The organism is Streptomyces sp. TLI_105 (genome assembly GCF_900105415.1).
Classification (GTDB): Bacteria; Actinomycetota; Actinomycetes; order Streptomycetales; family Streptomycetaceae; genus Streptomyces.
Genome location: NZ_FNSM01000001.1, coordinates 7,318,695 through 7,331,638 on the forward strand (window position 1 = coordinate 7,318,695; position 12,944 = coordinate 7,331,638).

At 74.5% G+C, this 12,944-nt stretch carries 9 protein-coding genes; 5 read left to right on the forward strand and 4 right to left on the reverse strand.

Features of this window, described 5'->3' with window-relative positions; all coding sequences use genetic code 11:
* Window positions 1-42 precede the first annotated feature (42 nt).
* From BLW86_RS33385 to BLW86_RS33395, 3 genes are all read right to left on the reverse strand, one after another.
* Window positions 43-1,248: an FAD-dependent oxidoreductase gene (locus tag BLW86_RS33385; protein ID WP_093877472.1), complete on the reverse strand. Its 1,206-nt coding sequence runs from the start codon at window positions 1,246-1,248 to the stop codon at window positions 43-45.
* A 63-nt stretch (window positions 1,249-1,311) separates the two neighbouring features.
* A complete protein-coding gene (locus BLW86_RS33390; RefSeq protein WP_093877473.1) occupies window positions 1,312-2,772 on the reverse strand; it encodes an FAD-dependent oxidoreductase in 1,461 nt (486 codons plus the stop codon).
* Entirely contained in the window at window positions 2,763-4,310 is a 1,548-nt protein-coding gene (locus tag BLW86_RS33395) for an FGGY family carbohydrate kinase (protein ID WP_256341504.1), read from the reverse strand. Before BLW86_RS33395 ends, BLW86_RS33390 begins: the two co-directional genes overlap by 10 nt.
* 302 nt (window positions 4,311-4,612) lie before the next feature.
* Here BLW86_RS33395 and BLW86_RS33400 point away from each other — a divergent pair, with 302 nt between their 5' ends.
* Together BLW86_RS33400 and BLW86_RS33405 are read left to right on the forward strand one after the other, a co-directional pair.
* A complete protein-coding gene (locus BLW86_RS33400) occupies window positions 4,613-5,587 on the forward strand; it encodes a hypothetical protein (protein ID WP_093877474.1) in 975 nt (324 codons plus the stop codon).
* Window positions 5,588-5,646: 59 nt separating this feature from the next.
* Window positions 5,647-7,176 carry an amino acid permease gene (locus BLW86_RS33405; protein WP_177181823.1) on the forward strand — a complete coding sequence of 510 codons (1,530 nt, stop codon included), beginning with the start codon at window positions 5,647-5,649 and terminating at the stop codon, window positions 7,174-7,176.
* An 81-nt stretch (window positions 7,177-7,257) separates the two neighbouring features.
* Here the strand turns inward: BLW86_RS33405 and BLW86_RS33410 are convergent, their stop codons facing one another.
* Entirely contained in the window at window positions 7,258-8,016 is a 759-nt protein-coding gene (locus BLW86_RS33410) for a GntR family transcriptional regulator (RefSeq protein WP_093877475.1), read from the reverse strand.
* A gap of 183 nt (window positions 8,017-8,199) precedes the next feature.
* Here BLW86_RS33410 and BLW86_RS33415 point away from each other — a divergent pair, with 183 nt between their 5' ends.
* From BLW86_RS33415 to BLW86_RS33425, 3 genes are all read left to right on the forward strand, one after another.
* Complete coding sequence (locus BLW86_RS33415) at window positions 8,200-9,540, forward strand: DUF2252 domain-containing protein (RefSeq protein ID WP_093877476.1); 1,341 nt, start codon at window positions 8,200-8,202, stop codon at window positions 9,538-9,540.
* A gap of 152 nt (window positions 9,541-9,692) precedes the next feature.
* The gene (locus BLW86_RS33420) at window positions 9,693-11,315 is read left to right on the forward strand and encodes an alpha/beta fold hydrolase (RefSeq protein ID WP_093877477.1); all 1,623 of its coding nucleotides are present in this window, start codon (window positions 9,693-9,695) and stop codon (window positions 11,313-11,315) included.
* A gap of 15 nt (window positions 11,316-11,330) precedes the next feature.
* Window positions 11,331-12,929 carry an alpha/beta fold hydrolase gene (locus tag BLW86_RS33425; RefSeq protein WP_093877478.1) on the forward strand — a complete coding sequence of 533 codons (1,599 nt, stop codon included), beginning with the start codon at window positions 11,331-11,333 and terminating at the stop codon, window positions 12,927-12,929.
* Window positions 12,930-12,944: the final 15 nt, after the last annotated feature.

A 12,944-nucleotide genomic window follows, 5' to 3' on the forward strand; every position in this document is an offset into this window, starting at 1 on the left:
GCCGAAGGATCCGGCCGCCGCAGCCCCCGCGCGGTTCCGTCCCTACTCCTCCGCGTCGACCGTCACCGGGCCGCCCGCGAGGTCCACGCCGCTCGTCCACCGGGCCCCGAGCCGCACCGAACGCCACGGGACGAGCGTCCCGTCCAGCCGCTCCCGCCGCAGCGGGACACCGTCCTGGGCGACGGTCAGGACCGGGCGCGCGAGCCGCCGCTCCGGCCGCACGAGCAGGGAGGCGGCCTCCGGGCCCAGCAGACCGGGCGTCACCCATCGCAGCGGACCCACCGCCGTCACGGGCACCCCGGCGGCGGGCCAGGGGCGGCCGCCGAGCCGTTCGAGCACCGCCCCGGCCACCGCGCGCCCCTCGGCGGCGGCCACGAGCGCCGGCTCCACCCCGCGCAGGAGGTTGCCGACGGCGAAGACACCGGGCTCCGCGGTGCGGAAGCCCCGGTCCGTCACGGGGCCCCGGGCGCCGGGCGCGAGCGGCAGCCCGCGGGCGCGGGCGAGCTCGTGGTCCGGGATCCAGTCGCCGGTGAAGACCACCGTGTCGCACCGCAGCACGATCGTCCGCCCGTGCTCGCCCCGCACCGCGACCCCCGTCAGCCGGCCGCGTCCGAGGAGCTCCGTCACGACCGCGCCGACGAGGACCGGAGATCCGGCGAACGCGACGACGGGGGAGGGGAGTTCGGTGACGACGGCCGCCACCTCCACCCCGGCCGCGCGCAGCGTGCGCACCGCGCCCCGGGCCACCGGATCGCCGCCGACGACCACCGCCCTGTGCCCGATGCGCTCCCGTCGCGGCCCGAAGCGCAGGACCGTCCGCTGGAGTTCGCCCGTGGTCAGCACCCCCGCGGGCCGTGTCCCCGGGACGAGCCGGGCGCTGCGGGGCCGTTCGCGGGCCCCGGTGGCGAGGACCACCGCGCCCGCCCGGATCCGTTCGAGTCCGGTCGGGGCGGTGACGTCCAGGGTGAGGGGACCGGCCCAGCCGGTGGCCGAGACGCCGGTACGGACCGTCGCCCCCGCCCGCAGCGCCTCCCGCGCCGCGCGCCGCGCGTACGCCGGGCCGTCCAGGGCGCGCCCCCGGGCGTCCGCGCCGAACCCCGGCCGGAAGCAGTGGCGCGGCACCCCGCCGGCCGTGGCCTCCCGCTCCAGGACCTCGACGCGGCCCGCGCCCGCCGCCGCGAGCCGCGCGGCCGCGGCGAGCCCGGCGGGTCCCGCGCCCACGACGAGGACGTCGACCGCACGGGTCACGACGCCCCCTCCCCGTACCGCACCGCTCGGCTCACCGCGCTGCCTCTCCGTACCCCGCACGGCTCACCGCGCTCCCTCCCCGTACCGCACCGCACGGCTCACCGCGCCGCCCTCTTCCCGAGCCCGCTCCTCGAACAGCGCCCGCACCTCCGCGCCGCAGTGGTGGCCCTGGCAGCGGCCGCCCCTGGCGCGGGTCCTGCGCCGCAGCCCGTCGAGGCCGCCGGGCGGGATCGTCGAGGTGAGCGCCGCCCGGATCTCGCCCCGGGTGACCCGCTCGCAGTGGCAGACGATCGTCCCGAACTCCGGTTCGCTGGCGATGAGTCCGGCGTCCCGGTACGGGCGGGGGAAGGCCTCGCCGAGGTTCGGCATCCGGACCGGGGCGAGCGGGCGGGCCGGCCCCGGATCGAGACCGCAGTCCGCGAGGAGGCCGAGCACGTGCTCGGCGATGGCCAGGGAGGCGGTGAGCCCGGTGGAACGGATCCCGCCCACCGTCACGTACCGCAGCCCGGGGTGGGCGGCGATCCGGTAGTCCTCCTGCCCGGTGGCGGCCCGCAGCCCCGCGTAGACGGCGGTGACCTCCTCGTCGAGGAGCGCGGGGAGGATCCGGCCGCCCTGCTCGCGCAGCCCGGCGAGGCCCTCCGCCGTCGTGCCCGTGGCGGTCTTGTCGTCCAGGTCCTCGGCGGTGGGCCCGAGCATGACGTTCCCGTACACCGTCGGCGAGATGAGCACGCCCTTGCCGAGCGGCCCGGGCACCGGCAGCAGGATGTGCCGGACCAGGTCGCGGGCGAACTTGTCGAAGACGAGCAGCTGGCCCCGGCGCGGGGTGACGGTGAAGTCCTCCCGGCCGACCAGCGCGTCGAACGCGTCGGCGTGGAGACCGCAGGCGTTCACGAGGAGACGGGTCCGCAGCACCCCGCGCCGGGTGACGAGCCGGTGGTACGGATCGCCCGGACGCACCTTCTCCACCCGGCAGTTCAGATGCAGGTCCACCCCGGAGCGGACGGCCTGCGTGGCGTACGCGAGGGTGGTCGTCCACGGGCAGATCACGGACTCGCCCGGCACCTCGAGGGCGCCCAGGGCGCCGCGGCCCAAGTGGGGCTCGCGCGCCGCGAGTTCCTCGGCGGCGAGCAGCCGCGTGGTGCGGTGGCCGTTGCGCTCCGCCTTCTCCGCGAGCCGGGGGAGCGCCGCCCGCTGCTGCTCGTCCCAGGCGACGAGCAGCGCCCCCAGCGGCTCCACCGGGATGCCCGCCTCCCGCGCGTACGCGCCGAGCAGACGGTGTCCCTCGCGCACCAGCCGGGCTTCCAGAGTGCCGGGCACCGCGTCGAAACCGGTGTGCAGAATGGCGGTGTTGGCCTTCGAGGTGCCGTCGCCGACGTCGTTCGCGGCCTCCACGAGCGCGATCCGCAGCGGATGGCGGGCCAGGGCCCGGGCGATCGCGGAACCGACGACACCCGCGCCGACGACCACGACGTCGTACTCCGCGGCCTCGCCGGTGGGCAGCGGCCCGGTCCGCGTCACGCCCATACGGCCCCGCCGCCGGCTCCGCCACCCGCTCCGCCACCCGCGCCGGTGCCCTCACCCGCGCCGGCCGCCCCGCCGGCGCCGCCACCCGCGCCGGCCGTGCCCGCCGACCGCTCCACCAGTGCCGACACCTCCGCGCGGAAGCGCGCGAGGCGCGCCGCCGCCTCGTCGGCCGAGATCCGGGGCTCGTACACGGCCGAGGGCTTCCACTCCGGCACGGCCTCGCGGAGCGTGAGCCCCGGCTGGTGCCCGAGCCGGGCGACCGCTCCGACCCCGAGCGCCGTGGCGTCGGGCAGTGAGGAGGCCTCGACGGGGAGCTGCAGCAGATCGGCCTGGGTCTGCATGAGCAGCGCCGACCGGGTCAGACCGCCGTCGGCGCGCAGCGAGGTCAGCGGCGCGCCCCGGTCCGAGGCGGCGGCCGCGGCGAGCTCCACGACCTGGGCGGCGATGCCCTCGCACAGGGCCCGCACCAGATGGCCCGGCCCGGTGTCCAGGCCGAGGCCGGTGAGCGAGCCGCGCACGTCCCCCCGCCACCAGGGCGCGGCGAGCCCCGCGAACGCCGGGACGAAGGTGACGCCCCCGCTGTCCGGCACCCCGCCGCCGACCGCGTCGAGCTCCCCGGCGCCGGAGATCACGCCCAGGTCGGTGAGCCAGCGCACGGCCGAGGCGACCGTGTACACCTGTCCGTCGAGGCAGTGGGTGACGCGCCCGCCGAGCCGCCAGGCCACGCAGCTCACCAGGCCGGAGGCAGCGCGTCGGGGTTCGGGGCCGGTCTGCGCGAGGAGGAAGGCGCCGGTGCCGTAGGTGCACTTGGCGGCGGCGGGGTCGTCCGCGCTCTGCGCGAGCAGCGCCGCCTGCTGGTCCACCAGCAGGCCGGTGAGCGGCAGCGCGGGGCCGAAGGCGGTCGTGGTGCCGACCGGGGTGTCGCAGTCCACGACCCGGGGGAGCGCCTCGCCGCCGAGTCCGTACAGGTCGAGGGCGGTCTTCGACCAGGCGACCGTGTCGAGGTCGAGGAGACCGGTCCGGCCGGCGGTCGCGGCGTCCGTGACGAACGCGCCCGTGAGCCGGTGGACGAGCCAGGCGTCGCTGGTGGTGACCACTCCGGCGCCGGTGGCGTGGCGGCGGATCCAGGCCATCTTGGGCGCGGCGAAGTAGGGGTCGACCGGAAGTCCGGTGAGGCGGCGCAGCTCCTCGGCGTGGGCGTCGAGACCGGCGCAGACCGCGGCGGCCCTGCGGTCCTGCCAGACGAGGGCGTCGGTGAGCGGTTCCCCGGTGGCGGGATCCCAGGCGAGCACGGTCTCGCCCTGGTTGGCGAGGCCCACGGCGACGACCGGCACGTCCGCCTCGGCGAGCGCCGCCCGCCCGGCGGCGACCACGGAGTCGTACAGCTCACGCGGGTCGACCTCGACCAGGCCGCCGGGGAGGTGTCGGGGGCGGACGGGCGCCGTCCCGGTGCCGACGACACCGCGCTCGGGGCAGAGGACGAGGGCCTTCGTGCCCGACGTCCCCTGGTCGACGGCGAGTACCGCTCCGCCCGTCATCCCGCTGCTCCCTCGTTCGAACCGCTCGGTGATCATCCGGTCACCGAAAAGGGTCAGGGTGCCGCCGCCGGAGGCCTGCGTCAAGGTGCGGCGGCCGAAGACGTCAGGTCACCGGCCTTACCTGACAGTAAGTCAAATTCAGTCGTTGGCCTAATAGTTACTGTCGCAAAAGAAAGTGGACCGGTCGCGTCCAGAGCCCTCTATAGTGATCGCCGATCAACGGCCGGGACGCCCGCCGGGGGACTGACCACCCCCTCCATCCACCGAGGACCCATGTCATCCACACCACGCCCCACCCCCTGATGGCCGGACACGGATTCCGACCCGTCTACCACCCCGCCGGCCATGACCACGCCCTGCGCAACGCCGTCCAGGACTTACGCACCGGCCGCTGGGTGTCCATGGCCCGTCTCCTCGACGAGACCTCCGACTGGGAGGCCTGGACCCGGCGCACCCAGGTCCTCGCAGCCGTCGCCGCGGGCAGCGACGTCGTCCCCATCTGGCGCGCCGAGCAGCCCGAGAGCCTCGCCGCCACCGTGATGCACAGCCGGGTCGCCGTCGAGCGCGCCGTCCGCGCCCACCGGGCCGGCCACACCCGGACCCGGGAGCTCTGGCAGGAGGCCCTGACCGCCTGCCGCGAAGCCTCCGACCGGTCGCCCGCCGACCCCGTGCCCTGGATCGGCCTGATCGCCCTCGCCGTCCTCGACGGCCGCCAGCGCATGGCCGAGCACCGGCTCACCCCACCGGCGCCCATGCTGCCGCCCGGCCCCTGGGGCCTGCTCGCCGAGGTGGAGAAGCGGGACCCGCACAACCGCGAGGCCCACCACCGCATGCTGCAGTTCGTCTACGCCCGACAGTCCGGACCCCTCTCCGAGGCCGTCAACTACTCGCACTGGGCCGCCAGTTCTGCGCCCGTCGGCTCCGCCCTGCACGCCCTCCCGCTCTACGTCCGCGTCGAGCGCTACCGGCGCGAGCGCGGCCACGAGCGCGCCCTCGACCTCCACTGGGTCGCCGAGGACGCCGTCCGCGACGCCCAGCGCGCCCTCGACACCTGGTTCCTCTTCTGCGCCACCGACGAGGCCTCGCTGCTCGACCTCAACCACCTGGCGCACGCCCTCTTCGGCGCCCTCCGCTTCGCCGACGCGGCCCGGGTCTTCGAGGCCCTCGGCCCGTACTACACGACCCTCCCGTGGGCCTACCGCACCGCTCACCCGGACGACCGGGCCCTCGCCGAGGAGGTCTTCCTGCGCGCCCGCGCCCGCTGTCTCAGCGGCTGACGCGCCACCGCGCCCCCTGCTTCCCCCACCCCCGCTCCCCCCCGTCCCCCGGAGGTCCCATGTCCCGCACCGCCCCCACCGACGCGATACGCAAGCCACCGCCGGCCCAGGACGAGGAGGCGAGACTCAGAGAGCTCGGCTACCAGCCCGTCCTCGCCCGCCGCATGGACGGCTTCGGCAACTTCGCGATCAGCTTCTCCGTCATCTCCGTCCTCTCCGGCTGCATGACCCTCTACGGCTTCGGCCTGGGCACCGGCGGACCCTCCGTCATGCTGTGGGGCTGGGCCGGCGTCGGCCTCTTCGTCCTGTGCGTGGGCCTCGCCCTCGCCGAGGTCACCAGCGCCTACCCCACCTCCGGCGCCCTCTACTACATGGCCGACCGACTCGGCGGGCGCCGCTGGGGCTGGTACACCGGCTGGCTGAACCTGCTCGGTCTGCTCGGCGCCATCGCCGGCATCGACTACGGCGCCGCCCTCTTCACCGGAGCCTTCCTCAACCTCCAGTGGGGCTTCGTGCCCACGCCGGGCTCCACCTTCCTCGTCTTCCTCGCCATCCTGCTGCTCCACGCCGGACTCAACCTCTTCGGCGTCCGTCTCGTCAGCGTCCTCAACTCGGTCAGCGTCTGGTGGCACCTGATCGGCGTCGCGGTCATCGTCGGCGCGCTGGCCTTCGTCCCCGACCGGCACCAGTCCGTCGAGTTCGTCTTCACCGAGTTCGTCAACGACACCGGCTGGGCCAACCCGTTCTACGTCGCCGCGATCGGCCTGCTCCTCGCCCAGTACACCTTCTCCGGCTACGACGCCTCGGCCCACCTGTCCGAGGAGACCTCCAACGCCTCAGTCACCGCCGCCAAGGGCATCGTCCGGTCCATCTGGGTCTCCTGGCTCGCCGGCTTCGCGCTCCTCGCCGGACTCACCTTCGCGATCCAGGACTACGCGGCCACGCAGAACAGCGCCACCGGCGTCCCGCCCGCCCAGATCTTCCTGGACGCGCTCGGCTCCCGCGGCGCCGCCGCCCTGCTGCTCGTCGTGATCGTCGCCCAGCTCTTCTGCGGCAACGCCGAGGTGGCCGCCGCCAGCCGCATGGTCTTCGCCTTCAGCCGCGACAACGCCCTTCCCGGCTCGGCGCTCTGGCGCAAGGTCAGCGGCAGCACCCAGACGCCCGTCCCCGCCGTCTGGCTCGCGGTCGTCGTGGCCGCGCTGCTCGCCGTCCCCTCGCTGTACTCGGCCACGGCCTACGGTGCCGTCACCGCGATCAACGTCATCGGCATCACCCCCGCGTACGCCATCCCCGTCTACCTGCGGCTGCGCGCCGGAAACCGCTTCGTCCCCGGGCCGTGGAGCCTCGGCCGCTGGAGCAGGCCCATCGGCTGGATCGCCGTCGTCTGGGTGGCGTTCGTGACCGTCCTCTTCTGCCTGCCGCAGAAGTCCCCGGTGAACGTCGACACCATGAACTACGCCGCGATCGCGCTCGTCGTCGTCCTGGTCCTCGCCAGCGTCTGGTGGTACGTCGCCCGTCGCTCGTACGGCACGCCGACCGCGTACGGAACCGCCCGCGAAGAGGCCGAGATCGCCGAGGGGATCGTCTGACGACGGAGCCCGGCCCCGGGGGCGTGTCCGATCGGATCGGACACGCCCCCGTCCGCGTACCGCGGACCGGGCAGGGCGGGGTCAGGCGCTGAACTCGTAGGTCCAGGCGGCCGACCGGGCCGAGAAGTCGATGTCCGTGATCTCCAGGGCGTGTCCGTGCTGGTCGCTGACGACCCGATGGACGAGCAGCCGGGCCGCGCCGTCGGCCGTCGTCGTGGCCGCGCCGGGCGGGACGCCGACCGACTCGCGGTGGGTGATCCGCAGTCCCGCCTGGTGCATCCAGTGGTAGAGGAGCCGCAGGTCGGGCTGTCGGCGGCAGTCCCTGCCCCGGCGGTACCGGGAGAGCTGGGGGATCTCGGCGAGGGCCGGCCGGGAGAACCACGACACCGCCCGCTGGAGCGCCGTCCCGTGCGGTCCGAGGACCGTGTGCCGGTGGACGAGGGTCGGTTCTCCGGGGGTGAGCAGGAGCCGTGACGCCAGGGGGGTGGGCGGCGGCTCCCAGGTGAGCGAGGCCCGGACGAGCGCCCCGGCCGCCCGTGGTCCGCCGGGGAACGTCGGCCGGCGGGCCGCGAGGGAGGGGGCGGCCGGCTCGGGTCCGGTCCCGTCGACGGCGGCGAAGGTGCCGCGCCGGTCGGTGACCACGAGCCTTTCGTCCCTGAGGAGTTGAAGCGCGCTGCGGACGGTCTGCCGGTTGACGTGGTAGCGCTGGGACAGCGTTCGTTCCGACGGGAGCCGGCTGCCGGGGGAGATGCGCCGCTGGGCGAGGTCCTCGCGCAGGGCGGCGGCGACCCGGAGATAGAGCGGCGTGTCCGCCACCGCCTCGGAATCGGGCTCGGCCATGATCAACCCTCTCTTTGCTCAGCGTGACGGCATGGGGCGTCTGGGTGATCAATTCCTATCATTGGTCTAAACCATTTAGCCAGACCGGTCCGGCAGAGTGGCCGAAACGAGCGAGGCGCCTTGTAATGAGATTCCAGGTGACAGGCCGGTCACGTGGCGGCGGAAGAAGGCGGGTGAGGCCGGATGACGACACCGTCGGAGCGCGCCGCTCGGGGCAAGGCGGCCCGCAAACGTGTCCCCCGCGCCTCCCACGGACGCTGGATACCCAGCTCACAGCGCCCCGACCCGATCGACGTCCTGGAGCGCCAGTCCCTGGACCGGCTCCCCGACCTCGTCCCCCTCCGCTACGGCAGGATGGCGGTCTCCCCCTTCGCCTTCCTGCGCGGCGCCGCCGCCGTCATGGCCGCCGACCTCGGCGCCGACCGCCACACCGGGCTCACCGTCCAGCTGTGCGGCGACGCCCACCTGCTCAACTTCGGGGTGTACGCCTCACCCGAACGGACGCTCCTCTTCGACGTGAACGACTTCGACGAGACCCTCCCCGGCCCCTTCGAGTGGGACGTGAAGAGGCTCGCCGCCAGCGTCACCGTCGCCGCCCTCCAGAACGGCAGCGCCAAGCCCAAGGCCCACCGCGCCGCGCTCGTCGCCGTCGAGTCGTACCGCACGGCCATGCGCCGCCTCGCCGGACTCGGAGAACTCGCCGTCTGGTACGAGCGGATCACCGCCGACGACCTGCTGCCCCTCGTCCACGGCGGCCAGCGGCCCCGCGTCGTCCGCCGGCTCGAACGGGCCCGCCGCCGCACCAGCCTCCAGGCCCTCGCCAAGCTCACCGAGACCGACGAGACCGGGAACCGGCACCTCGTGAACGACCCGCCGCTGCTCGAACGCGCCACGGACATCGACCGGGTCACCCTCGGCAAGATCTTCAGCGACTACCGCAGCTCCCTCGCCGAGGAGCGCCGCGTCCTCCTCGACCGCTACCGCTTCCTCGACGCGGCCCGCAAGGTCGTCGGAGTCGGCAGCGTCGGCACCCGCTGCTTCGTCCTCCTCCTCGAAGGACGCGACGACACCGACCCGCTCATCCTCCAGGTCAAGGAGGCCGGCCGCTCCGTCCTGGAGCCGTACCTGGCGCCGACCGCCTACCCCCACCAGGGCCGCCGCGTCGTCTGCGGCCAGCGGCTGACCCAGGCGGCGAGCGACATCTTCCTCGGCTGGATGACCGGACCCGAGCAACGCCACTTCTACTGGCGGCAGCTGCGCGACATGAAGGGCTCCGCCGAGGTGGAGACCATGTCCCCGGCCGCCCTGCGGGACTACGCGCGGCTCTGCGGCCGGGCCCTGGCCCGCGCCCACGCCCGCTCGGGCGACCGCATCGCCATCGCCGCCTACCTCGGCGGCTCGGACGTCTTCGACCGCGCCGTGGCCGACTTCGCGCTCGCCTACGCCGGACAGAACGCCGACGACTACGCGGCCCTCGGCGCGGCCATCGCCGCGGGCATGGTGACGGCGTCCCCGGGCGCCTGAACTGCTCCGAGTGGAGTCCACGAGTGGTGGGGCCGCCCACCCCGACCGCAGGCTGACGACCACAGGGCCCGCCCGGACCACGCCGTGGCGGGCCGAGCCACGCGGTGTCGTCCCGGCCGGGACGACCGTGGTCCACGGAGAGACCCGATCACATGACGGAACAAGGCACCGTACGAGCGCGCGCCCGGCGCCCGTACGGTCGACGACGCTCCCGGGGCGCGCACACCGGACTCGCGCTCCTCGCGGCCGGACTCACCCTTCTGGGCGCGGCCGGTCCGACCGCCGCGAGTACTCCGGCGGCGGGGACCGCCTCGACACCGGGCGACGCGGTGCCACCGCCCGCCCGCGGGCCCCACCCGGGAGGCCCGGCGCGGTTCGTGCCCGGCCCCTGCCCGCAGACGCCCGAGCCCGTCCCCGGACGGTGCGGATTCCTGGAGGTGCCCGAGAACCGCTCCCACCGCGGCGGCCGGACCATCCGGCTGGCCGTCGCGATCATCCCGGCCGCCTCGGCCCACCCGGCCGACGAACCGGTGGTGTTCATGGAAGGGGGACCCGGCGGCGACGCCTTCGACAGCATCCCCTTCCTCATCGGCTCCGGGGTGAACCGGAACAACGACCTGATCGTCATGGCCCAGCGCGGCGGGCTCCACTCGCAGCCGAACCTCGCCTGCCCGGAGATCGACCGCTTCAACGTGAAGGCCGTGGGACTGCGTTACGGCGCCCCCTCGACCGGGCGGCTCCTGGTGCGCGCGGCCAAGGAGTGCCGGCAGCGGCTGACGGCCGCCGGGGCCGACCTGAGCGCCTACAACACCACCGAGAACGCCGCGGACTTCGCCGACCTGCGCAGGGCGCTGCGCATCGACCGGTGGAACGTCTACGGGTATTCGTACGGCACCGATCTCGCCCTCACCTACCTGCGTCTGCACCCCCAGGGGATCCGCTCGGTGGCGATCGACTCCATCGCACCCCCCAAGGTCGTGAACCTGCCGTGGACCTGGGACAGCGCCGCCGAGGGGATCGACGAGATCTTCGCGGCGTGCGAGGCCCAGCCCCGGTGCAAGAGCCGCTACCCGCACCTGCGGCGGACGCTGGACGAGCAGGTCCGGCGACTGGAGGCGCACCCCCTCACGCTGCTGGCACAGCCCCCGGGGGGCGGGAACCCCGTGAAGGTCGACCTCGACGGGGGCGCGCTGGTCAACATCCTGGTCGCCAACACCGTCAAGGCCGTCGACGTCCCCGCCGCACTCGACGAACTCGCCCACGGAAACCCGGAGCGCTTCGCGCGGGCCCGGGCCTTCGACGTGGCGACCGTCGTCGGCGCCTTCGCCCACGGCCTGACGCAGTCGGTGGCCTGCGCCGAATGGGTGCCCGGCTACGGGAAGCGCGACCTGCTGAAGGCGGGGCGCCGGAACTTCCCCGGCTGGCCGGACACGGTCCTGGCCCAGGCCCCGCAGCTGCCCTTCGAGCACGACGTGTGCCGGGCCTGGGACGTCCCGGACCGCACCGCGATCCAGCGGGTGGCCACCTTCAGCAAGGTGCCGACGCTCCTCCTCTCCGGCACCTTCGACGCGAAGACCGGCGCGAGCCGGGCCCGGGTCGCGGCCCGCACCCTGCCCCGCTCGACCTCCGTATGGATCCCCGGCATCGGCCACTGGGTGGTTCCCCAGTCGCCCTGCGCGGCGAGCGTCCTCGCCTCCTTCCTCGCCCGTCCGACCGCGCCCGACACCGGCTGCGTGGCAGGACTCCGGCCCCCACCGTTCACCCTCACCCCCTGACACGGAGACCGAACGATGTCCCTTCCACCACCCCACCACCGGCGCACCGCGCGACGCCTCCCGGCCGCGCTGGCCGGGGCCACCGCCGGTGTCCTCGCCGCCGGCCTCGTCGCGGCACCCGCCCACGCCGAGTCCGGCCCGGCCGCGCCGCTCGGCACGCTCGCCCGGACCGCGGGTCACGCCCGCTTCGAGCCGGGGCCCTGCCCGAGGACCGCCGACCCGATTCCCGCCCTGAAGGACGCCCACTGCGGAACGCTCACCGTCCCCGAGCGGCGTGACCGGCACGGCAAGGGCCGGGGGCGCAGGATCACCCTCTCCGTGGCGATCATCCCGGCGGCCGCGAAGAAGCATGCGGGTGACCCGATCGTGTGGCTCGCCGGCGGACCCGGCGACGACGCGGTCTCGGAGATCCCGATGGCGCTCGCCGGCGGCCTCGACCGCGACCGGGACCTGATCTTCATGTCCCAGCGGGGCACCTACTCGGCCGATCCGGAGCTCACCTGCCTGAACATCGACCAGTTCAACGCACGCGCCCTCGGCCTCGTCTCCGACGCCCCCTCGACCGGCCGCCTCCACGTCCGGGCGACACGGGAATGCCACGACCGGCTGGTGCGTCGAGGGGCCGACCTCAGCGCCTACGACGACACGGAGAGCGCCGCCGACTACGCGGACCTGCGCAAGGCGCTCGGCATCCGGCAGTGGAACGTGTTCGGCATCTCCTACGGCACCGAGCTGGCGCTGCAGTACATGCGCCTGCACCCGGAAGGCATCCGGTCGGTCGGCATCGACGGCGTCCTGCCGCCGTCCCTGGCCGGCGGGGCCGTGACCTGGAAGGCCGCACGAGAGGGCTTCGACGGCATCTTCAAGGCCTGCGCGGAACAGCCCGCCTGCAACTCCCGCCATCCGCACCTGAAGGCCACCTTCGAGCGCCTCGTCGTCGACCTCGAAGCCCGACCCGCCTCCACCACCGTCACGGTGCCCGGTCAGGCGGCGCCGGTGAAGGTCGTGATCGACGGCGGGACCCTGGTGACCTGGCTGACCTTCGCCTCCCACCTGGCGGAGGGAGTGCCCCGCTCCATCGACGAACTCGCCCACGGCAACCCGCGGCGGATCGCCGAGCAGCTTGCCGGGGGCAAGTACAGCCCGGCGGCCATGGGCCGGGTGTCCCACGGCCTCGCCTTCGGCATCTTCTGCAGCCAGTGGACCCCGTACGAGAGCGAGGCCGACGTGATCCGGGGAGGCCGGCGCGCCTTCCCGTCGTTCCCCCGCTCGATCCTCGCCAACGCCCCGCAGCTCGCCTGGCTCCACCAGGACTGCCGAGCCTGGGACGTCCCCCCGGCGGACCCCTCGATCAGGGACCGGACGTACAGCGACATCCCGACCCTCGTCCTGTCCGGCGGCTTCGACTCCCAGACCGCGCCGAGCAACGGCGCGTACGTCGGACGCACGCTGAGCCGGTCCACCGTCGTCACGGTGCCCTACGTCGCCCACGTGGTCTTCGCCGACTCGAAGTGCGCGCAGACGATGACCGTCTCCTTCTTCGACCGCCCGACCGCACCGGACACCGGCTGTCTCGCGGGCCTCAAGCCGCCCACGTTCGAGATCGGCACGTGAGCTGAGGCGAGGGGC

Coding starts and splice junctions, on each gene's coding strand:
- BLW86_RS33395 (WP_256341504.1), bottom strand. CDS start 4,310: ATGACGGGCGGAGCGGTACTCGCCGTCGACCAGGGGACGTCGGGCACG.
- BLW86_RS33425 (WP_093877478.1), top strand. CDS start 11,331: ATGTCCCTTCCACCACCCCACCACCGGCGCACCGCGCGACGCCTCCCG.
- BLW86_RS33410 (WP_093877475.1), bottom strand. CDS start 8,016: ATGGCCGAGCCCGATTCCGAGGCGGTGGCGGACACGCCGCTCTATCTC.
- BLW86_RS33420 (WP_093877477.1), top strand. CDS start 9,693: ATGACGGAACAAGGCACCGTACGAGCGCGCGCCCGGCGCCCGTACGGT.
- BLW86_RS33415 (WP_093877476.1), top strand. CDS start 8,200: ATGACGACACCGTCGGAGCGCGCCGCTCGGGGCAAGGCGGCCCGCAAA.
- BLW86_RS33400 (WP_093877474.1), top strand. CDS start 4,613: ATGGCCGGACACGGATTCCGACCCGTCTACCACCCCGCCGGCCATGAC.
- BLW86_RS33390 (WP_093877473.1), bottom strand. CDS start 2,772: ATGGGCGTGACGCGGACCGGGCCGCTGCCCACCGGCGAGGCCGCGGAG.
- BLW86_RS33405 (WP_177181823.1), top strand. CDS start 5,647: ATGTCCCGCACCGCCCCCACCGACGCGATACGCAAGCCACCGCCGGCC.